21 protein-coding genes and 1 riboswitch are annotated in these 20,930 nt (G+C 71.7%); of the genes, 8 read left to right on the top strand and 13 right to left on the bottom strand.

Annotation, left to right across the window (positions count from 1 at the left end; genetic code table 11):
- Positions 1–69: 69 nt before the first annotated feature.
- The 6 genes from MCM47_RS31480 to MCM47_RS31455 all read left to right on the top strand — a co-directional run bounded on the left by MCM47_RS31480 (position 70) and on the right by MCM47_RS31455 (position 8,770).
- A complete protein-coding gene (locus MCM47_RS31480; protein WP_255753041.1) occupies positions 70–1,089 on the top strand; it encodes a carbohydrate ABC transporter permease in 1,020 nt (339 codons plus the stop codon).
- Positions 1,086–1,916, top strand: coding sequence for a carbohydrate ABC transporter permease (locus MCM47_RS31475; protein WP_238865361.1), 831 nt, complete (start codon positions 1,086–1,088; stop codon positions 1,914–1,916). The genes MCM47_RS31480 and MCM47_RS31475 overlap by 4 nt, the downstream gene beginning before the upstream one ends.
- Before the next feature lie 6 nt (positions 1,917–1,922).
- Positions 1,923–3,476: a glycoside hydrolase family 3 protein gene (locus MCM47_RS31470; RefSeq protein WP_238865359.1), complete on the top strand. Its 1,554-nt coding sequence runs from the start codon at positions 1,923–1,925 to the stop codon at positions 3,474–3,476.
- 414 nt (positions 3,477–3,890) lie between these two features.
- Positions 3,891–5,207, top strand: coding sequence for an extracellular solute-binding protein (locus MCM47_RS31465; protein WP_238865357.1), 1,317 nt, complete (start codon positions 3,891–3,893; stop codon positions 5,205–5,207).
- A 215-nt stretch (positions 5,208–5,422) separates the two neighbouring features.
- Positions 5,423–6,481: an SIS domain-containing protein gene (locus tag MCM47_RS31460; protein WP_238865355.1), complete on the top strand. Its 1,059-nt coding sequence runs from the start codon at positions 5,423–5,425 to the stop codon at positions 6,479–6,481.
- A 768-nt stretch (positions 6,482–7,249) separates the two neighbouring features.
- Positions 7,250–8,770, top strand: coding sequence for a sensor histidine kinase (locus MCM47_RS31455; protein ID WP_238865354.1), 1,521 nt, complete (start codon positions 7,250–7,252; stop codon positions 8,768–8,770).
- A gap of 426 nt (positions 8,771–9,196) precedes the next feature.
- Here MCM47_RS31455 and MCM47_RS31450 read toward each other — a convergent pair whose 3' ends face one another.
- A complete protein-coding gene (locus MCM47_RS31450; RefSeq protein WP_014138019.1) occupies positions 9,197–9,448 on the bottom strand; it encodes a WhiB family transcriptional regulator in 252 nt (83 codons plus the stop codon).
- A gap of 367 nt (positions 9,449–9,815) precedes the next feature.
- Entirely contained in the window at positions 9,816–10,787 is a 972-nt protein-coding gene (locus MCM47_RS31445; protein WP_238865353.1) for a diacylglycerol kinase family protein, read from the bottom strand.
- Between the two features lie 50 nt (positions 10,788–10,837).
- On the opposite strand from MCM47_RS31445, the gene MCM47_RS31440 reads away from it, so the two are divergent.
- Complete coding sequence (locus tag MCM47_RS31440) at positions 10,838–11,266, top strand: hypothetical protein (protein ID WP_238865352.1); 429 nt, start codon at positions 10,838–10,840, stop codon at positions 11,264–11,266.
- Between the two features lie 69 nt (positions 11,267–11,335).
- On the opposite strand, the gene MCM47_RS31435 is transcribed toward MCM47_RS31440, so the two are convergent.
- From MCM47_RS31435 to sodN, 8 genes are all read right to left on the bottom strand, one after another.
- Entirely contained in the window at positions 11,336–12,328 is a 993-nt protein-coding gene (locus MCM47_RS31435; protein ID WP_238865351.1) for an RNA polymerase sigma factor SigF, read from the bottom strand.
- Between the two features lie 155 nt (positions 12,329–12,483).
- Entirely contained in the window at positions 12,484–12,894 is a 411-nt protein-coding gene (locus tag MCM47_RS31430; RefSeq protein ID WP_238865347.1) for an anti-sigma regulatory factor, read from the bottom strand.
- A gap of 281 nt (positions 12,895–13,175) precedes the next feature.
- Positions 13,176–13,652: a GNAT family N-acetyltransferase gene (locus MCM47_RS31425; protein WP_238865345.1), complete on the bottom strand. Its 477-nt coding sequence runs from the start codon at positions 13,650–13,652 to the stop codon at positions 13,176–13,178.
- A 9-nt stretch (positions 13,653–13,661) separates the two neighbouring features.
- Positions 13,662–14,045, bottom strand: coding sequence for a nuclear transport factor 2 family protein (locus MCM47_RS31420; protein WP_238865343.1), 384 nt, complete (start codon positions 14,043–14,045; stop codon positions 13,662–13,664).
- A gap of 77 nt (positions 14,046–14,122) precedes the next feature.
- A complete protein-coding gene (locus tag MCM47_RS31415; protein ID WP_238865341.1) occupies positions 14,123–15,127 on the bottom strand; it encodes an ABC transporter substrate-binding protein in 1,005 nt (334 codons plus the stop codon).
- A 16-nt stretch (positions 15,128–15,143) separates the two neighbouring features.
- On the bottom strand, positions 15,144–15,911 hold the full coding sequence (locus tag MCM47_RS31410; RefSeq protein WP_238865339.1) for an ABC transporter ATP-binding protein: 768 nt from the start codon (positions 15,909–15,911) through the stop codon (positions 15,144–15,146).
- Positions 15,911–16,999, bottom strand: coding sequence for an iron ABC transporter permease (locus MCM47_RS31405; RefSeq protein ID WP_238865338.1), 1,089 nt, complete (start codon positions 16,997–16,999; stop codon positions 15,911–15,913). Before MCM47_RS31405 ends, MCM47_RS31410 begins: the two co-directional genes overlap by 1 nt.
- 121 nt (positions 17,000–17,120) lie before the next feature.
- Positions 17,121–17,193, bottom strand: a riboswitch (cobalamin riboswitch).
- Positions 17,194–17,324: 131 nt separating this feature from the next.
- Entirely contained in the window at positions 17,325–17,720 is a 396-nt protein-coding gene (gene sodN, locus MCM47_RS31400) for a superoxide dismutase, Ni (protein ID WP_238865337.1), read from the bottom strand.
- A 186-nt stretch (positions 17,721–17,906) separates the two neighbouring features.
- On the opposite strand from sodN, the gene sodX reads away from it, so the two are divergent.
- Positions 17,907–18,347 carry a nickel-type superoxide dismutase maturation protease gene (gene sodX / locus MCM47_RS31395; RefSeq protein WP_238865336.1) on the top strand — a complete coding sequence of 147 codons (441 nt, stop codon included), beginning with the start codon at positions 17,907–17,909 and terminating at the stop codon, positions 18,345–18,347.
- A gap of 59 nt (positions 18,348–18,406) precedes the next feature.
- Here the strand turns inward: sodX and MCM47_RS31390 are convergent, their stop codons facing one another.
- From MCM47_RS31390 to MCM47_RS31380, 3 genes are all read right to left on the bottom strand, one after another.
- On the bottom strand, positions 18,407–19,000 hold the full coding sequence (locus tag MCM47_RS31390; protein WP_238865335.1) for an ABATE domain-containing protein: 594 nt from the start codon (positions 18,998–19,000) through the stop codon (positions 18,407–18,409).
- Positions 19,001–19,145: 145 nt separating this feature from the next.
- Entirely contained in the window at positions 19,146–19,940 is a 795-nt protein-coding gene (locus MCM47_RS31385; RefSeq protein WP_374209240.1) for an amino acid ABC transporter ATP-binding protein, read from the bottom strand.
- Positions 19,937–20,911 carry an amino acid ABC transporter permease gene (locus MCM47_RS31380; RefSeq protein WP_238865334.1) on the bottom strand — a complete coding sequence of 325 codons (975 nt, stop codon included), beginning with the start codon at positions 20,909–20,911 and terminating at the stop codon, positions 19,937–19,939. The genes MCM47_RS31385 and MCM47_RS31380 overlap by 4 nt, the downstream gene beginning before the upstream one ends.
- Positions 20,912–20,930: the final 19 nt, after the last annotated feature.

The raw sequence follows: 20,930 nt of genomic DNA, 5'->3' as shown, positions 1-20,930 counted from the left end.
ACCGGCTCCCGGCGGGGGGCCGGTGGGCGGCGCCTGTCCGTCGTGGTCGGTTGCTAGGAAGAGAGAACGATGGCTGTGCATTCGGAGCGGGTGCAGACGCAGTCCCCGGAATCAGGGAAGGCTGCCGTGGCCAGTACCGACGAGAGAGACGTCGTCGTCGGTGCCACCCCGAAGAAGAGCGGCAGACCGGTCGACCGGCGGGTCGGCCGGTCCGTCGCCCCGTACCTGCTGCTGCTGCCGGCCATCGCGGCGACGCTGCTCCTGCTCGGGTGGCCGCTGCTCAAGACCGTGCTGGTGTCCTTCCAGAACCTCAACCGGCGGCAGCTGATCCAGCACCTCACCGAGTGGAACGGCTTCGAGAACTACACCGACCAGCTGACCAGCTCGGAGTTCTGGTCGGTCACCGGCCGCACGGTGGCGTTCACCGTGGTCAACGTCGTCCTGATCATGGTGTTCGGCACCCTGGTCGGCCTGCTGCTGGACCGGCTCGGCAAGCGGATGCGGCTGGCGCTCTCGATCTCGCTGATCCTGGCCTGGGCGATGCCGGTGGTCGCCGCGACCACGGTCTTCCAGTGGCTCTTCGACTCGCAGTTCGGTGTCGTCAACTGGGTCCTGGACAAGCTGGGCTGGCACGGGATGGCCCACTACAACTGGACCAGCGGCCAGTACTCGACCTTCTTCGTGATCGTCGTGCTGATCGTCTGGGGCTCGATCCCGTTCGTGGCGTTCAACATGTACGCGGGCCTGACCACCATCCCGAAGGAGCTCTACGAGGCGGCCCGGATGGACGGCGCCGGCTCCTTCAAGATCTTCGGTGCGGTGATCTACCCGATCATGAAGCCGTTCTTCCTGGCGACGACCTTCCTGGAGGTCATCTGGGTCTTCAAGGCCTTCACCCAGGTCTACCTGATCAACAAGGGCGGCCCGGACGGGCTCACCCGGACCCTCCCGGTCCACGCCTTCCTGGAGGGCTTCGGATCCCAGCGCTTCGGCGTCGGCTCCGCGATCGCCGTGCTCACCATCCTGATGCTGGGCGCGCTGATGGCGTACTACTTCCGGATCATTCTGAAGCAGGAGGACGAGCTGTGAGGCGCTCGCTCATCGGACGCACCTGGCCGAACGCGATCGCGGTCGTCCTCTTCGTCTTCTTCATCTTCCCCGTCTACTGGATGATCTCGACGGCCTTCAAGCAGGACAACGACATCATCAGCCGGACGCCGGTGTTCCTCCCGCTGGACGCGACGTTCGAGCACTTCGACAAGGCCGTCCACGCCCCCAACTTCTGGACGTACGTCACCAACAGCCTCGTCGTCACGGTCGGGGCCGTGCTCGGCTCGCTGGTGATCGCGACCCTGGCCTCCTTCGCCATCGCGCGGATGCGCTTCCGCGGCCGCAAGAGCTTCGTCCTGGTCGTCATGGCGGCCCAGATGGCGCCCTGGGAGGTCATGATCATCGCGGCCTACCTGCTGGTCCGCGACAACGACATGCTCAACAGCCTCGTCCCGCTGACCGCGCTCTACCTGATGATGGTGCTGCCCTTCACGATCTGGACGCTGCGCGGCTTCATCGCCGCCGTGCCCAAGGAGCTGGAGGAGTCGGCCATGGTGGACGGCTGCACCCGCACCCAGGCCTTCCTCAAGGTGATCTTCCCGCTGCTGGCCCCCGGTCTGATGTCGACCTCGCTGTTCGGCTTCATCACCGCGTGGAACGAGTTCCCGCTGGTCAACATCCTGAACAAGAAGGAGGAGTTCCAGACCCTCCCGCTCTGGCTCTCCTCGTTCCAGACCAACTTCGGCACCGACTGGGGCGCCACCATGGCCGCGTCCACCATGTTCGCGATCCCGATCCTGATCCTCTTCATCTTCCTGCAGCGCAAGGCCGTGGGCGGACTGACCGACGGCGCCGTGAAGGGCTGATCCCACGTGAGCATCCTCATCCCCACCCTGCCGGCCAGCGACCAGCTGCACCGGGACGCGCTGACCGTCCTGCAGCCCGGCTTCGTCGGCACCGAGCCCCCGGAGTGGGTCCGCCGCCACCTGGCCGCCGGCCTCGGCTCGGTCGCCCTGTTCGACCGCAACGTGACCGACCTGGCGCAGCTTTCCGCGCTCACCCGGGCGCTGCGCGAGGAGAACCCCGACCTCCTGATCGCGATCGACGAGGAGAGCGGCGACGTCACCCGCCTCGAGGCCGGTTCGGGCTCGTCGTGGCCGGGCAACTTCGCCCTCGGTGCGATCGACGACCCGGCGCTGACCCGCGACGTCGCCCGCGAGCTGGGCCGGGCGCTGGCCGCCGCCGGAGTGAACTACAACTGGGCGCCCACCGCGGACGTCAACTCGAACCCGCGCAACCCGGTGATCGGCGTCCGCTCCTTCGGCGCCGACCCCCAGCTGTGCGCCCGGCACACCGCCGCCTGGGTGGAGGGTCTGCAGTCGGCCGGCGTCGCGGCCTGCTCCAAGCACTTCCCGGGCCACGGCGACACCGCGGTCGACTCGCACCACGGCCTGCCGGTGATCGACGTCGACCTGGACGTGCTGCGCGCCCGCGACCTGATCCCGTTCCAGGCCGCGATCGCCGCCGGGACCAAGGCCGTCATGACGGCCCACATCATGATCCCGGCGCTCGACCCGAAGCTGCCGGCCACGCTCAGCCCGCTGGTGCTGCGCGACCTGCTGCGGGCGGCCCCGGCGGACGGCGGCCTCGGCTACCAGGGGCTGATCGTCAGCGACGCGATCGAGATGGGCGCCATCGCCGACACCTTCGGCATGGGCGAGGGCACCGTGCTGGCCCTGGCGGCCGGTGCGGACGCGATCTGCGTCGGCGGCGGCCTGGCCGACGAGGAGACCGTGCTGATGCTGCGCGACGCCATCGTGGCGGGCGTGCAGTCCGGCCGGCTCCCCGAGGAGCGCCTCGCCGACGCCGCCGCCCGGGTGCGCGCGCTCGGCAGCTGGGGCCGGATCGCGGCCCAGGCCGAGCGGCCGGAGCCGGACCTGGCGGTGGGCCTGCGGGCCGCCCGCCGTGCGCTGCGGGTGGTCCGGGCGCCGGGCCGGGTGGTCCGGCCGGTGACCGAGCGTCCGTACGTGGCCTCGTTCGCCGACGAGCCGAACATCGCCGTCGGCGAGGTGACCCCCTGGGGCGTGGCCGACATGCTGGCCGACCGCTTCCCCGGGACCCGCACCCGCGCGGTCCGGCCGCAGGACGCCGCGCCGGAGCAGCTGGACGCGCTGGTGGCCGAGGTGCTGGCCGGTGCCGAGGACCGCAGTCTGGTGCTGGTGGTCCGGGACGCCCACCGCTACGAGTGGATGGCCGCCGCGCTGGCCCGCCTGGTGGCGGCCCGGCCGGACGCCGCGGTGGTCGAGATGGGGCTGCCGCAGTCCCAGCCGGTCGGCGCCCTCCACATCGCCACCCACGGCGCCGCTCGCGTCTGCGGTCTGGCGGCCGTGGAGGTGCTCACCGGGCAGCCGGGAGCGATCGGCTGAGCCGTCGTCGGACCGTGGTCCGGGGCGCCGTCGAGGCGCCTTCGAGGCGGGCCCGCCACGCGCATGTCGCGTGGCGGGCCCGTTCGCGTTCCACCCCGTCGACCTGCGGTTTCGCCACCTGTCGGTGCTCCCTCAAATCGCCCTTAAGCCAGCCTTAAATTCCACTGAGGGTAATGAACCGGCAACGCATCGCCACGCGGTACAACAGGTTGGCAACGCCCTTGGCGGGCAGGTCATTTGGCGTTGACACCGCGAGTGGTCTAGGCCAGGCTCCACTGCATCCGGTTCGAACTCAAACATCACCGGATGTGGTATCAGCCCTTCCCGCACTACGCCGCCCCTTCCCGGAGACCACTCCCGGCGGGCGCCCACGATGCCGGCGGGCACCCAGCTCTAGCACTCTCGGAGGACGGCGTGAAGAAGCGTCAGCTCGTGTCCGCGTTCGGGACCACGGCGCTGGCCGTCGCACTGACGGCCTGTTCCTCGGCCGGCTCGCCGTCCGGCGGCGCCAGGAGCGGTACGACGGACCCGAAGGCGGCGACCGGAACGGTCACCGTCTGGCTGATGGAGGACGCCCAGAAGAACTGGCCCGACCTCGTCCAGCGGGTCAACGACCAGTTCGCCGCGAAGTACCCGAACGTCACGCTGAAGCTGGCGTACCAGGGTTGGGCCGACAAGGTGACCAGGTTCGACAAGGCGCTCGCCGAGGGCTTCGCCCCCGACGTGGTGGAGCTCGGCAACACCGAGACCATGAAGTACATCCTGGCCGGCGCCCTGGCCCCGGTGGAGCGCAGCAGCTTCGACAACTCCGACGCCTGGATCAAGGCGCTCGCCAACACCTGCACCTACCAGGACAAGCTCTGGTGCGTGCCGTACTACGCGGGCGCCCGGGTCGCCGTCTACAACGCGACGGCCTTCCAGAGCGCCACCGGGAACGCCGAGTTCCCCAAGACCGAGGACGAGCTGAGGGCGGCGCTCGACCGGGTCGCGGACAGGAACAAGTCCGACCGGACCTACTCGGCGCTCTACCTGCCCGGCCCGTACTGGTACGCCGCGATGAGCTACGTCTCCGCGTACGGCGGTGCGATCGCCCGCTTCGACAGCAGCGGCAACTGGCACGGCACCCTCAACGACCCGAAGTCCCAGCAGGGCATCGCCCACTTCGTCGACCTGGTGCGCAAGTACAACAAGGGCGACCTCGCGGTCAACGAGCTCAACCAGTTCGAGGCGATGGCCCGCGGCCACGCCGGCGCCTTCTACGGCAACCCCTTCGAGGCGGCCAGCGTCACCGCGCCGGTGACCGGCGACCCGTCCCTCAAGGACGCGGTCAAGATGGCCACCATGCCCGGCCCGGGCGGCAAGCCGCTGCCGACCTTCATCGGCGGGTCGGACCTCGCCGTCACCGCGAAGTCCCCGGTGGCCGCCCTGGCGGCGGACTGGATCCGGATGTTCACCGGCACCAAGTCGCAGCAGGCGCTGGCGGACCGGGACATCCTGCCGAACAACCTGACCCAGCTGGGCCCGCTGAAGAACAAGCCGGCCACCGCGGCCGCGGCCAACGCGGTGCCGGACGCGTGGTTCACCCCGCTGGCACCCGGCTGGGGCGCGATCGAGAAGCAGAAGATCCTGCCGGACATGCTCACGGCGATCCTCAAGAACAACAAGCCGATCGACCAGGCCACCAAGGACGCGGACGCCGCGATCGACCAGCTGATCAACAAGGCCGGCTGACCCGCCGCCGCGGAGCCGCGGGGCCCGGCCCGACCCCTCCCCACCAGCGGGGGAGGGGCCCGGGTCGGCGCCTCGACTGTGCTCCCGGGTGGGGGTCCCCGTAGGATTGCCGCAGGAAACACCGCAGCGAGTGTGCGGACTCGCCGCCGTAGAGGTCCCCACCGGGCATCCCCGCCCGCGTGGGGTGGAACCATCTCATCGGAGGCACACCCAAGATGTCCGACACGCAGACTGTCCCCGTCCCCGGCCGGATCATGGCGGCGGAGATGGCCGAGCAGCCGGCCGTCCTCCAGCGCATCCTCGACGAGGGCGCGCCGAAGATCTTCGAGATCGCGGCCGAGATCGCCGCCCGCAACCCGCGCTTCGTCCTGCTGACCGCCCGTGGCACGTCCGACAACGCGGCGCTCTACGCGAAGTACCTGATCGAGATCCTGCTCGGCAAGCCGGCCGGCCTGACCTCGATGTCGACCACCACCGCGTACGGGGCCAAGCCGGACCTCACCGACGTGCTGGTGATCACCGTCAGCCAGTCCGGCGGTTCGCCGGACCTGGTGGCCTCCACCAAGGCGGCCCGCGAGGCCGGCGCCATCACCCTGGCCGTCACCAACAACGCGTCCTCGCCGCTGGCCGAGGTCTCCGAGTTCCACATCGACGTGCTGGCCGGCCCGGAGAAGGCGCTGCCCGCCACCAAGACCTACACGGCCGAGCTGCTGGCGCTCTACCTGCTGGTCGAGGGCCTGCGCGGCGGCGACGGCGCGGCCGCGAAGGAACTGCCGTCGCTGGCCGCCGGCATCCTGGCCCGCCAGGCCGAGGTGAAGGCGCTGGCCGAGCGCTACCGCTTCGCCCAGCGCCTGGTCATCACCTCGCGCGGCTACGGCTACCCGACCGCCCGTGAGGCGGCGCTCAAGCTGATGGAGACCACCTACATCCCGGCCTCCCCGTTCTCCGGCGCCGACCTGCTGCACGGCCCGCTGGCCATGGTGGACAACGTCTCCCCGGTCATCGCGATCGTCCCGGACGGCAAGGGCGGCGAGGCCCTGCAGCCGGTCCTGGACCGCCTGCGCGGCCGCGGCGCGGACCTGGTGGTCATCGGCCAGCAGGCACAGGTGGAGGTCGCCTCGGCGGGCTTCGCGCTGCCGGCCGGCGTGCCCGAGGAGGTCCAGACGATCCTGGAGATCCTGCCGCTGCAGCTGCTGGCCTACGAGGTCACCATCGCCCGCGGCCAGGACCCGGACGCCCCCCGCGCCCTCGCCAAGGTCACCGAGACGCACTGATCTGTCGCCCGCTCGCCTCCGGGCCGCTCCTGGCCCGGGGCCGACGGTCGGCGCTCCAACGTCCCTCGTGCCTCGGGTCGTCCTCGCTTCTCCCTTTCGGCCCCGGCGCGGTCCTTCGGCTCGGGGCGGGGTCGCCCGCTCGCCTCCGGGCCGCTGCTGGCCCGGGGCCGACGGTCGGCGCTGCAACGTCCCTCGTGCCTCGGGTCGTCCTCGCTTCTCCCTTTCGGCCCCGGCGCGGTCCTTCGGCTCGGGGCGGGGTCGCCCGCTCGCCTCCGGGCCGCTCCTGGCCCGGGGCCGACGGTCGGCGCTGCGGTGCCGGTCGTCGCCCGGGCGGCGTGCGCAAGGCCGAGCCCCCGTCCACAGGGTGTGGACGGGGGCTCGGCCTTTGAGCGGCTGGGGAAGCCGGGTGCGCACCCCGCCGAGGCGGAAAGCACTACGGGCCACGGCGCCGACACGGGACCCTCAACCCGTGCGGCACCGCAGCCCGGAGCTGTCGTCGGGCGCCGAGGCCGGTCGAGGACTGTGCGGGGTCCTCGCCCGGTGGCGTCCGACCGAGGAGAAGCCGTGCGCGGGTCAGGGCAGTTGCGCGGTGGGCTCCTCCTTGGTGCCCTTCCATTGTGGACTAGACCAATCTGCATTGTCCAGGGATCCCCGGAAATTGGTCTGGACAACTCGACGTCCCGCCCGGGCCCCCGCAGTCCGCCCGGCAGCCCGCCCGCGGACGGGTGCGACGGGCCCGCCCGCCCGGCCTGGAGCTACGCTCGCGGTGTGCCCTCGCTGAACGAACTCGTCCGCCGCCACACCACCCTGACCGGTGCCGATGTGGAGTGGCTCCACATGCTGGTCTCGGAGTGGCAGCTGCTCTCCGACCTCTCCTTCGCCGACCTCGTCCTGTGGATCCCCACCTGGGACGGCATCCGCTACGTCTCGGTGGCCCAGATGCGGCCCAACACCGGGCCGACGTCCTACCAGGACGACATGGTCGGCCACCTCGTCCCCCGCGGCCGCCGCCCGCTGTTGGACGCCGCCTTCGACGAGGGGCGGATCGTGCGCGAGGGCGACCCGGAGTGGCGCGAGGAGGTGCCGGTGCGGGTCGAGTCCATCCCGGTCCGGCGCGAGGGCAAAGTGCTCGGGGTGATCGCCCGGAACACCAACCTGCTGACCGTGCGCACCCCCAGCCGGCTGGAGCTCACCTACCTGCAGAGCGCCTCCGACCTGGCCCAGATGATCGCCGCCGGGGCGTTCCCGTTCCCCGGTGTCGAGCAGGCCGACATGGACGCCGCGCCCCGGGTGGGTGACGGCCTGATCCGGCTGGACGCCGACGGCATCGTCACCTACGCCAGCCCCAACGCACTCTCCGCCTACCACCGGCTCGGCCTCACCACCGATTTGGTCGGCAGCCACCTCGGCCGCGCCACCGCCGAGCTCGCCCCGCCGTCGCGGGCGGCCGTGCACGAGGCGCTGGTGAAGCTGGCGAGCGGCTGGGCGCCGCGGCAGACCGAGGTGGAGGCCCAGGGGGGCGTGGTGACCCTGCGGGCCATCCCGCTCAAGCCCAAGGGCACCCTCACCGGTTCGCTGGTGCTCTGCCGCGACGTCACCGAGCTGCGCCGGCGCGACCGCGAGCTGATGACCAAGGACGCCACCATCCGGGAGATCCACCACCGGGTGAAGAACAACCTGCAGACCGTGGCCGCGCTGCTGCGGCTGCAGTCCCGCCGGATGGACTCGGAGTCCGGCCGGGCCGCGCTCGACGAGGCGGTCCGCCGGGTCGGTTCGATCGCGATCGTCCACGAGACGCTCTCCCAGGCGCTGGACGAGCAGGTCGCCTTCGACGAGATCGCCGACCGGGTGCTGGCGATGGTGATGGAGCTCTCCCAGGACGGCCGGGTCACGACCCGCCGCAGCGGCAGCTTCGGGATCCTCTCCGCCGAGGTGGCCACCCCGCTGGCGATGGTGCTGACCGAGCTGCTGCAGAACGCGCTGGAGCACGCCTTCGGACCGTCCGCCTCCGGCCACGTGGAGGTCAGCGCGCTGCGCGGACGCGCGCCGGCCACCGGCATGGGCTGGTCGGACAGCTGGAACGGCGGGGCCCGCCCGGAGGAGTACCTGCTGATCACCGTGCAGGACGACGGCAAGGGCATGCCGGAGGGGTTCGACCCGCAGCAGGCGGGCAACCTCGGTCTGCAGATCGTCCGGACCCTGGCCACCGGGGAGCTCGGCGGCACCTTCGACATGGTGGCCGGGCCGAACGGCGGCACCAAGGTGGTCCTGGAGATCCCGGTGCGCTGAGGCGGGAGGGGGCGCGTGCCCGGCGGGGGAGCCGGATGCGCGCTTCCGTGCAACCACCCGGGCGGCGGCCGGCCGGGCCGCCGCCGGCGAGGGCCCGGCGGCTGGCCGCAGAGACAGAAACGAGGCCCTGTCGACCGGGGGGGGGTGGGTCGACAGGGCCTCTCAACCCGTTCCGGCCGTCGGGGGGAGTCGGCCGGAACGGGGGCTCTGGGTGGTGCGACACCCCACCGGTGCGTTGCACACGGTGAGCGCCACAGCTCCACGATATTGCTCTAAGTGAACAGTATCAAGTGGCTGGGCGGCCCGGTGTCGCAGGACCTCGTCGAGCAAGGTCCTTTGTGCGGAAGGCTTCGCCAGGAAGTGCAGGGAAGCCCTTGATCATGTGTTGATCGGTCCTGCGGTCACTGCTGGTGCTACGGCGTGTGATCAGGCGGTGCGGGCGCGGTTGCGGGCAGCACGGCGCTTCATGGCGCGACGCTCGTCCTCGCTCATACCGCCCCAGACGCCGGCGTCCTGGCCGGTCTCGAGCGCCCACTGGAGGCACTGCTCCATGACCGGACAGCGGCGGCACACGGCCTTGGCTTCCTCGATCTGCAGCAGAGCAGGACCGGTGTTCCCGATCGGGAAGAACAGCTCCGGGTCCTCTTCGCGGCAGACAGCGCGGTGGCGCCAGTCCATGGTCGTCCAACTCCTCCTGCCGACGGGGGTGGCCCGGCGGCATAATCGATGGCTTTGTGAATGTGAACGCTTTCACGAATCCCGCAACAGCAAAAGAGACCAAAGGCCCACCGGGCCCGGGAGGTCTGTGCTGGGGAGGGATTCGGCGATTCGAGGGACACTCCGCGGTCGGCCTCCGTCGGTCCGAGGCTGCCGTCGCTGCGATGTGTCCCGATCGCCATGTAGAGGTTCGCAAACCTCGGGCCCGGATACAACCCCCTTCAGGGAGGAATTTTTGATTCTTCGGTGTCGCCTAGCTCACAGCCAGTACTTCTATGGAGTGAAGGGGGCTTGTGCGTTCGAGAAGAAGGGTGAACCCCCCTTCCGGTCACACAATCACACGCAGTGCCCGCCGTACGCCTGTGAAACTGACGCGACTCCTGTCTCCAAGGTGGTCCCCGTCGACCTGAAACGGGGCCGGTTCCTGTGAAACCAAGGTGAAATGCCGGGCGTCGTGGTAGGAGACGACGTGCTTGCCCGACGGGCCGACCGGGGCGGACCCGTCGCTCGAAGCGCTGTGCGACCGCAGGATCTGACGGACCGTTCGAGCCGTGCCGAACGCCGTCATCCGGGTGATGCCGAAGACGTCGAGATCCGTGTCGAAGGAGGCGAGCGGGGAGGGGTAGACCGGCCGGTTGCCGAGGAACGTCCAGGGGGACGTGTTGCTGACTATGGTCAGCACGAGGCCCGGCACCGGCTCGTGGCCCGGCATTTCCAGGGTGACCGGGCCCGATCGACGCTGCTCACGCTGGGTGACGTAGTGCCGGAGCGCCTGCCTCACGTAGAGCGCGTGGGTGGACTTGCGCCCCGCCCGGCGCTGCTCCTCCACCCGGCCGACCACGCCGGCGTCGAAGCCCAGGCCGGCCGTGAACGTGAACCAGCGGTCCGGCAGCCCGTCGGTCATCGCCTTGCCCAGGCCGATCGGCCGCTCCCGGCGGGCCTCCAGGGCGTTCAGCAGGGCCCCGGTCGCCTCCACGGGGTCGTTGGGCAGGCCCAGCGCGCGGGCGAACACGTTGGTCGAGCCACCGGGCACCACGGCCAGCCGGGGGACCTTCTCACCCGGGCCGTGCGAGAGCAGACCGTTGACCGTCTCGTTGACCGTGCCGTCGCCGCCCAGCGCCACCACCAGGTCGACCGTGCCGTCCTCCGCCGCCTCCCGGGCCAGGTCGCGCGCGTGGCCCCGGTACTCGGTCTGCGCCACCTCCAGCTTCAGGTCGCTGCGCAGGGCGTGGATCAGGACATCCCTGGTGCGGCCGCTGGTGGTGGTCGCTTTCGGGTTGACGACCAGGAGAGCGCGCATGTGCTCAGCCTACGGGTCGGTACGGACCGGGCGGCGGCTACCCTGCTGGAGTGACCGCAGAATCCTCCGCACCCGCACCCACGCCCGGCAGCGACCGGCCGGCCGCCCTGGTCGTGGGCGCCGCCATCACCGCCTTGGCGGGCGCCGCGCTGGCCGTCGTCGGCGTCTGGGACATGGTGTCCGCGCTGTCCGGCCAGGAGAAGCAGCTCGCCCTGAACGAGTTCGGCGGCCTGGTGATCGTGCTGCTCGGCGCGCTGCCGATACTGGCCGCCCGGGCGCTCCTGAAGGGCCGGCGTTGGGGCCGCAGCCCGGCCGTGCTGACCAACTCCATCTGCCTGCCCGTGGCGTACTACATGTGGCAGAGCGGCGGTGCCATGGCGGCCGTCGGCATCGGTGTCGGCCTGCTCGGTGCGGTCGGCATCGGCGCCCTGCTCAGCCCGAAGTCGACGGCGGCCCTCTACGCTCCGCACGAGGGCTGAGCACAGAGGGCCGCACGGCCGTTCACGACCACTGAGGTGCCGTCAGTTCCAGGGCGTGCCCACCACGCCCTACTCCTCCACCAGGAGCTTCTCCCGCAGCTGCGCCAGCGTGCGGGCGAGCAACCGGGAGACGTGCATCTGCGAGATGCCCACCTCGGCGGCGATCTGCGACTGCGTCATGTTCCGGAAGAACCGCAGCACCAGGATCTTCTGCTCCCGGGGCGGCAGTTGGGCCAGCAGCGGCTTGAGCGACTCGCGGTACTCGACGCCCTCCAGTGCCTCGTCGGTGGCGCCCAGGGTGTCCGCGACGGCCGGCGACTCGTCGTCGCTGTCCGGCACGTCGAGCGACAGCGTGGAGTACGCGTTGGCGGACTCCAGGCCCTCCAGGACGTCCTCCTCGGAGATCCCCAGGTGCTCGGCCAGCTCGTGCACGGTGGGGGAGCGGCCGTGCCGCTGGGAGAGCTCGCTGGTCGCCGTGGTCAGCGACAGCCGCAGCTCCTGGAGCCGGCGCGGCACCCGGACCGCCCAGCCCTTGTCCCGGAAGTGCCGCTTGATCTCGCCGACGATGGTCGGCGTCGCGTAGGTGGAGAACTCGACCCCGCGCTCGTGGTCGAACCGGTCCACCGACTTGATCAGCCCGATGGTGGCGACCTGCGTCAGGTCGTCCAGCGGCTCGCCCCGGTTGCGGAACCGCCTGGCCAGGTGCTCCACCAGCGGGATGTGCATGCGCACCAGCTGGTTGCGCAGCTCCACCCGCTCCGGCGAGCCCTCGGGCAGCGCGGACAGCCGGACGAACAGCGCACGGGCCGCCTCCCGGTCCGGCGCGCCCGAGCGGTGCGGGCCCTGGGCGGGCACCGCGCCGCGCAGCGCCTCGGCCGCCGGGTCCTCCGGGGAGGGCGGGGGCGAGGGCGTCTGCGACGGGTCGGTCGGCTCGGTCGGCTGGCTCATCCGGTGGGCGTCCTTCGGGTGCGCGTCGTCGTTGGCGGCGAGGCCGGGAACGCTCGCCTGGGTCGGTACGGCAGGGCCCGCCGTCGCGAGGCCGGTACGGTCCAGATCACTCACGGCCATTCCCCCGTTCCGTTCCGGGAGCACCGGGACCGTGGCGGTCCCGGATTCGTCTTGTGGGTCGTACCGCGTGGAGGGCGGTACCGGGAGCCGTCCGCCGGCCCGGGTGGGGAACCGGGCGGACGGCCCTTGTTCGGTGCTGCTGCGGTTGCCTAGTGCGCGGAGGATCCGCCGCGCTTCTTGTGCAGGCTGATCGACACGGTGTTGTCCTCGCCGACCGAGGAGTCGACCTCGCCGGCCAGCGCGGAGAGCACCGTCCAGGCGAAGGTGTCCCGCTCCGGGGCCCGGCCGTCCGTGGTCGGGGCGGAGACGATGACCTTCAGCGAGTCGCCGACCAGCCGGAACTCGCAGGAGAGGACCGAGCCGGGCACCGCCTGCTGGAGCAGGATGGCGCAGGCCTCGTCCACCGCGATGCGGAGGTCCTCGATCTCGTCCAGCGTGAAGTCCAGCCGGGCCGCGAGCCCTGCCGTCGCTGTTCGCAGCACCGAGAGGTAGGCCCCCGCCGCGGGCAGCCGGACCTCCACGAAGTCCTGCACTCCGGGCTCGCCGTCGATCTGGGACACCCTCACCTCCTGGGTGACGCGCTGTGCTTCCGGGCCGGTGGCCGCGGCACTGTCTGTTGCTTGGCTCAACTGCTTCGCCCCAACTGTCCAGAGGGGTGGTGCGGTACGTACCGGTCATACCCTTCGAAGAGTGGCCGGACGCCGCGCCCGCACGAGACGTTACCGCTTTTGATCCCCGCGCGGGAGTCACTCATGGTAAGCCCTTGCGACACAGGGCGTCAGCGGTCGGAGGGCGCCTTCCGCGATCCCCCGGGAGCGGGCTCCCGCGGGGCGGGCGCGGGTCAGCGGGTGCCGGCCGCGGTGAGCGCCTCACCCGTGAGCCGGTAGACGGTCCAGCCGTCCATCGGCACCGCGCCGAGCGACTTGTAGAAGTTGATCGAGGGCTCGTTCCAGTCCAGCACCGACCATTCCATCCGCGAGTAGCCGCGGTCCACCGCGATCCGGGCCAGCTCCAGCAGCAGCGCCTTGCCGTGGCCGCCGCCGCGGGCCTCCGGGCGGACGTAGAGGTCCTCCAGGTAGATCCCGTGCGTCCCGCGCCAGGTGGAGAAGTTGAGGAACCAGACCGCGAAGCCCACCGGCTCGCCCGTGGCGTCGTCCTCGGCGATCAGCCCGAACAGTGCCGGAGCGGCGCCGAACAGCGCGTCCCGCAGCTGTTCCTCGGTGGCCACCGCCTCGTGCGGGGCCTTCTCGTACTCCGCGAGCTCGCGGATCATGGCGTGGATGACCGGGACATCGGTGGCAACGGCGGTACGGATCATGTGACGAGCCTACTTGGCCTGCTCGTTCTCGTCCCAGGCCTGGACGGAGGTCTGGTCGACGATCCGGCCGTCCCGCAGGTCGGCCATCGAGCTCATCAGGACCCGGATCCCGTCGGGGTACTGGCAGGACTCCAGGAAGGCGAGGTGGCCGTCCTGGACCACCGCCCGCTCCAGCTTGTGGGTCATCTCCCGGCCGTAGAGGTCTTCCAGCATCGCGGCGATCTCCTCCCGGCCGTGCATCACCAGCGGGTGGCTCGGCTGGGTCTTGCGGTCGACGACGCGCAGTTCGGCGTCGTCCGCGTACAGCGCCAGCAGGGCCTCGGCGTCGCTGCGCTCGATGCCCTCGCGGAGTGCGTCGGTGTCGAAGGCGGTCGGCGCGGCCATCGTGCTCATGCTCTCGCTCCTCCGGTCGGTTCCGTCGGCTGGTACCTCCGAGCCTACGCCCGCGGGGCCGCCCCCCACCCGGTGGTTCAGCCCCCCGCCGTAGCGCGCAGGTACGCCGCGAGCGCGGTGATCGCGGCCGGGTTGCGCGGGCTCTCGACCAGGTCGGCGTAGTCCAGGACGAAGATCCGGTCGTTCCTGACCGCGGAGACGCCGGCCAGCGGCGGGAAGGACTTCAGGAAGCTCCGCTTGGCCCCGGCGTCGGGGTCGCCGTAGTCGTTGATCAGGATCACCTCGGGGTCGCGCCGGACCACGCTCTCCCAGCCGACGGTGGTCCACGAGTCGGCGATGTCGCCCGTCACGTTCTCCCCGCCGGCCCGGGTGATGATCTCCTGCGCGGCGGCGAACCTCCCCGCGGTGTAGGGCTTGTCCTCGCCGCTGTCGTAGAGGAAGACGCGCTGCCGGCGCGCGGGCTGCGGCACGGCGGCGATCTGCGCCCTGAAGTCGGCGATCAGCCGGTCGGCCCGGTCGCGGACGTCGAAGATCTCGCCCAGGTTGGCGAGGTCGGTGTAGAGCGCGTCCAGCGGGGACATCACCCCGCGCTCGGGGCCCGAGCCGCTGCGGCAGGACTCGCTCAGCACGTAGGAGTCGATGCCGAGGCCGGCCAGCGCCTTCGGGGTGAAGCCGTCGGCCTCGCCGAAGCCGTAGTGCCAGCCGGCGAAGACCAGGTCGGCCCCGGCCTCCAGTACGAGCTCCTTGGTGATCCGCTGCCTGGAGAGCCAGGTCGTCCGCCGGTAGCCGTCCTTCCAGGCCACCTCGTCCACCCGGCCCCTGTCGTCGGGCATCACGTAGCCGGCCATCCGGTCGGCGACGCCGAGCGCGAACAGCAGCTCGGTGATGCCGACGTCGTTGCTCACCGCCCGGGCGGGTTTGCGCTGGTAGGTGGTCCTGGTCCCGCAGTTGTCGACGGTCACCGGGTAGTGGGCGGCGGCGCCGGAGGAGGCGACGGCGTCCCCGGCGGGGGCGATGTCGGCGCCGCAGGCGGTCAGGGCGAGGGCGAGCAGGGCGGCGGAGGCCGCGGCCTTGGTGCGCACGGGATGTCCTCGGGGGTCAGCGGAGTCGGTCGAAGAGCAGTTGGACGGCGCCCGTCCCCGGGTGCCGGACGGGGGTCGCGCGGACGCCGAACACCTCGGCCAGCAGGGCGGGTTCGAGCACCTCGGCGGGCGCCCCCGAGGCGACGATCCGGCCGGCCGCGATGACGTGCAGCAGGTCGCAGTGGGCGGCCGCCAGGTTGAGGTCGTGCAGCGCGGTGAGCACCGTCGGGCCGGCCTCCCGGACCAGCGCCAGGACCTCCAGCTGGTGGCCGATGTCCAGGTGGTTGGTGGGCTCGTCGAGCACCAGCACGCGCGGTTCCTGGACCAGCGCGCGGGTGATCAGTACGCGCTGCTTCTCCCCGCCGGACAGGCTCAGGAAGCCGCGCCCGGCGAGGTGCCCGGCGCCCATCCGCCGCAGCGCGGCGGCGCACTTCCCGTCGTCGCCCGCGGTCGGCCGGGCGAACCCGCCCCGGTGCGGCAGCCGGCCCATCCCGACCACCTCGGCGGCCGTGAAGTCGAATTCGGCGGAGTGCTCCTGCGGCAGGGCGGCCACCCGCCGGGCGGCCTCGCGCGCGGGCAGCGCGTGCAGGTCCTCGCCGTCCAGCCGGACGGCTCCGGCGGAGGGCCGCAGCGCCCGGTAGACGCAGCGCAGCAGGGTGGACTTGCCGCTGCCGTTCGGCCCGACCAGGCCCACCAGCCGGCCGCCGGGGGCGGCCAGGGTGACGTCGTGGACCAGCCGGACGCCGGCCAGGTCGACCGAGAGGCCGTCGAGGGAGACGTCCATCAGCGGCCTCCGAGGGTGTGGCCGCGACGGCGCATCAGCAGCAGGAAGCAGGGCACCCCGAGCACCGCGGTGACCACGCCGACCGGAAGTTCGGCCGGGGCCAACAGGGTCCGCGAGACGACGTCCACCCAGACCAGCAGCAGCGCGCCCGCGAGGGGAGCGACCAGCAGCACCCGGCGGTGACCGGCGCCGACCAGCATCCGGGTCAGGTGAGGCACCATCAGGCCGACGAAGCCGATCGCGCCGCTGACGGCCACCACGGTGCCGGTGACGGCCGCGGTCACGGCGAACAGCTCCCGGCGCAGCCGGTCGCCGTCCACGCCGAGCGAGGCGGCGGTCTCGTCGCCCATCGCCAGCGCGTCCAGCCGCCCGGCCGCGCAGGCCAGGTGGCCGAGGCCGGCCAGTACGGTGGCGGCGGCGATCGGGACCGATCCCCAGGTCGCCCCGCCGAGGCTCCCGAGCAGCCACATCATGGCGCTGCGGGCCGCCTCCCCGCGCGCGGCGGCGAACACCATCAGCGCCGTCACCGCCGAGAAGCCGTACGACATCGCCGTGCCGGTGAGGACCAGCCGCAGCGGGGTGAGGCCGCTGGAGGTCCGCGCGGCGGCGTACACCAGCACCATGGCGAGCAGCGCCGCGCCGAACGCGGAGACCGAGATCGCCCAGATCCCGAGCGAGGCGAAGGCGCCGAGCAGCAGCACCGCGTTGGCACCGACCGAGGCGCCGGAGGAGATGCCGAGGACGAACGGGTCGGCGAGCGCGTTGCGGACCATCGCCTGCACGGCGACCCCGGTGGCCGCGAGCCCGGCGCCGACCACGGCGGCCAGCACGGTGCGCGGAAGCCGGATCTCCCAGACGATGGCGTACGCGGCGGCCTCCTCGGCCGGCAGCCGACCGCCCGTCAGCCCGGCACCCAGCAGCCGCAGCACGTGCGACCAGCCGAGTCCGGTGGAGCCCAGGGCCACCCCGCAGACCAGGGAGAGCAGCAGCGCCGCGGCCAGACCGGCGGCCAGCGGGCCGGCGGGCAGGCGGCGGGCCGCCGCGGGTGCGGGCGCCGTCGGGGGCGGTGCGGTCGCTGTGGTGGTCAAGGGTGGCGCGCCTTCGCCTCTGGCCGCGGCCGGCGGCGGGCGATCGCGCCCGGGCCGCAGGCGTGCCGGGGGCGCCATCCCCTCGCAGTCCGCGGCGAGTTGTCGGGAGGTCGGCGCCCCCGGGCGATCGGGCTCGCGGGCACGGGGCACCGCTTACCGTTGCGGGTCAGCGCCGGATTCGCACCGGCTTCCCCCGCGGGGCGCCCTGGCAGCATAACAAGTGATCAGGCCAAGTGACCCTTACCGGGCGGTCGGCTCCGCCGAGAACGCGACCGCCCCCGTCCGGCGGGCCGGACGGGGGCGGTCGGTGCGGGCTGATCGGCGATCAGGCCTGCTTGGTCTCCCAGAAGATCTTGTCGACCTCGGCGATCAGGTCGAGCAGGGCCTGGCCGGTGGCCGGGTCCGTCGACGCCTTGGTGGCCGAGGCGGCCTTCAGGGTGTCGTTGATCAGCTGGTGCAGCTGCGGGTACTTCTCGAAGTGCGGGGCCTTGAAGTAGTCGCTCCACAGCACCGAGATGTGGTGCTTGACGGCCTCGGCGCGCTGCTCCTTGATGATGATGGCGCGGGCGCGGAAGTGCGGGTCCTCGTTGGCCTGGTACTTCTCCTGGGTGGCCTTGACCGACTCGGCCTCGATCCGGGCCTGCGCGGGGTCGTACACGCCGCAGGGGAGGTCGCAGTGGGCGTGGGCGGTGGCGCGAGGTGCAAACAGACGAGAGAACATGGGAGTCCTTCCTTAGATCGTCTTCCCGCGCCCGAGATTACCCCTCCGGTCCCCGGGTTTCGCGATCGGGCGGTGGGCCTCGGTCAAAAGGCGGAGTCGGAACCGGGCCAATCCGGACACCGGCCGGGAGGTCGCCGGTGCGGCAGACTGGGACGCGGCCGGCCGGGAGGAGGAGTCGTGGCGCGGATGACGGAGCCGGAGGGCGGCACCCCGGGGGGTGGCGCGCCGTTCGGACTGATCGACGTGGCGGGTCCCTCGATGGTGCCGACCCTGCGCGAGGGGGACCAGCTGCTGGTCCGCTACGGCGCGCGGATCCGGCCGGGCGCGGTGGTGGTGTTCCGCCACCCGTTCCAGCAGGACCTGCTGGTGGTGAAGCGGGCGGCCGAGCGCCGGGCCAAGGGCTGGTGGCTGCTCTCCGACAACCGGCCGGTCGACAGCGACAGCCGCAGCTACGGCGCCGTCCCGGACGAGCTCGTGCTCGGCCGGGTGCTGCTGCGGCTGCGGCCGCGCCCGGCCTGGCTGGCGCCGGGCCGGGGGCTGGAGCGCCTGCTGCTCTCCGGCCCGCTCGCCCGGGTGCCGGGCCTGGCCCGCCGCTGCGGCGTCTGGGTCGACCCGGACAGGCCGTAGCCCGGACCGGCCGGGCGGCCGGGCGGCCGGGGGGACCGGGAGAGCGGACCGGGTTGCTGTCAGGCCTGCCCGCCGAGGGCGGCCGCGTCCTGGGCCTCCTGGCGCTTGCGGGCCCGGTAGGCGGCGACGTTGGCCCGGGTGGCACAGCGGTCCGAGCAGTACCGCCGGGACCGGTTGGTGGAGGTGTCGAGGTAGGCGTTGCGGCAGGGCGCGGCCTGGCAGATGCCCAGCCGGTCGGCGCCCAGCTCGGTCAGGTGGACCGCCAGCCCCATGCAGGCGACGGCGCTGAAGTGGGCGGTGGCGGTCGGCGAGTTGTCGGCCAGGTGCAGGTGCCAGCGCGGGTGCCCGGCGTCGTCCAGGTGCTCGTGGCCGGAGATCAGCGGGCTGACCGGGAACTCCATGAGCAGGCTGTTCAGCAGGTCGACGCCGCGGACCTCGTCGCCCTCGGCGGCGGCCTCGAACACCCCGCGCAGCCGGGTCCGGACGGTCCGCAGCCGCGGCAGGTCCGACTCGTCGGCGAGCGCGGCGGCGCGCGAGGACTCGGAGAAGAGGGCGCGCACCGCCTCCACCGAGGTCAGCGAGTCGGTGCCGCGCTCGGGCTCCTCGGTGTTCACCAGCCGGACGGCCAGATCGGCGTACGAGGCGAGCTCCACGGTGGTCCTTCCAGAATGCGGTAACGGGCTGAATGCCTCCAGCCTATTACCCGGGCGGGGAAAGCGTCGGCGCCCGGCAGGACCGGCCTGCCGGGCGCCGCGGGGTGCGGTGGGCGCACCCCGGTGAGTTCGGAGCAGCTCGGGATCAGAGCACCTTGGAGAGGAAGGCCCGGGTGCGCTCGTGCTGCGGGTCGGTGAGGACGTCGCGCGGGTTGCCCGACTCGACGACCACGCCGCCGTCCATGAAGACCAGGGCGTCACCGACCTCGCGGGCGAAGCCCATCTCGTGGGTGACGACGACCATGGTCATCCCCTCCTCGGCCAGTCCGCGCATGACGTCGAGGACGTCGCCGACCAGCTCGGGGTCGAGCGCCGAGGTGGGCTCGTCGAAGAGCATCAGCTTGGGCTTCATGGCGAGCGCACGGGCGATCGCGACACGCTGCTGCTGGCCGCCGGAGAGCTGGGACGGGTAGCTCTTGGCCTTGTCGGACAGGCCGACCCGCTCCAGCAGGGCCATCGCGCGCTCCCGGGCGTCCGCCTTGGACTCGCCCTTGACCTGCACCGGCGCCTCGATGACGTTCTCCATGGCGGTCATGTGCGGGAACAGGTTGAAGCGCTGGAAGACCATGCCGATGTCGCGCCGCTTGAGCGCGACCTCGCGGTCCTTGAGCTCGTAGAGCTTGTCGCCCTTCTGCCGGTAGCCGACGAGCTCGCCGTCGACCCAGAGGCGCCCGCCGTTGATCTTCTCCAGGTGGTTGATGCACCGCAGGAAGGTCGACTTGCCGGAGCCGGACGGACCGATCAGGCAGAACACCTCGCCCTGCTTGACCTCCAGGTCGATGCCCCTGAGAACCTCGACCAGGCCGTAGGACTTGTGGACGTTCTCGGCGCGGACCATCGGGCCGCCGGCGGCGTCGACGGGCTTGCTCAGATCGGTCATACGTGACCACCTCCCTCGAGCCCCGGGACCACGTCGGTGGTCTTCTTCGGGGTGGGCTTCCCACGGAACAGACCCCGCACCCGCTGCAGCGGGGTCGGCGGGAGCGTCCGGTTGGAGCCGCGGGCGTAGTGCCGTTCGATGTAGTACTGGCCGATGGTCAGCACGGAGGTGAAGAACAGGTACCAGAGGCTGACCACGATCAGGATCGGGATGTTCTGGTAGTTCCGAGAGTAGATCACCTGACCGGCGCGGAAGATCTCCTCCAGGGAGATCACCGAGACCAGCGAGGTGGTCTTGAGCATCGAGATGGTCTCGTTGCCGGTCGGCGGGATGATCACCCGCATGGCCTGCGGCAGGATGATCCGCCGCATGGTCTGGAACTGGCTCATGCCGAGCGCGTGCGAGGCCTCGGTCTGCCCCAGGTCGACCGACTGGATGCCGCCGCGGACGATCTCCGCCATGTAGGCGGCCTCGTTGAGGCCCAGGCCCAGCAGGGCGGCGACGAAGGTCGGGATCAGGACGTTGGTGGACTCCGACCAGAACTCCGGTCCCCACGGCACACCGATCGAGAGCTTGGCCCAGATCAGGCCGAGGAAGTTCCAGAACACCAGCTGCACCAGGACCGGTGTCCCGCGGAAGACCCAGATGTAGACCCAGGCGGTGGCCGAGAGCAGCGGGTTCGGGGAGAGCCGCATCACCGCGAGGATGATGCCGCCGACCACACCCATGAGCATGGAGAGCGCGGTCAGCTCCAGCGTGACGAGCATGCCGTGCACGATGCTGTCGTGGAAGAGGTACTTCCCGACGATGTCCCACTTGAAGGCGGGGTTGGTGAAGAGGGCGCTCACGAGCATCGCAGCCAGTACGGTGATGACTGCGGCGCCCGCCCAGCGTCCGGGGTGGCGGACCGGGACGGCCTTGATGGTCTCAGGCCGTCCCTTCTCCGCGTGCCCCTTGTCCAGAGAGTTCACGGTGTGGCCTCGGGGGAGA

It is taken from the genome of Kitasatospora sp. A2-31 (genome assembly GCF_022288725.1).
GTDB lineage: Bacteria > Actinomycetota > Actinomycetes > Streptomycetales > Streptomycetaceae > Kitasatospora.
The sequence above is the reverse complement of the archived record's forward strand: the minus strand, read 5'-3'. Positions and strand labels throughout refer to the sequence as shown.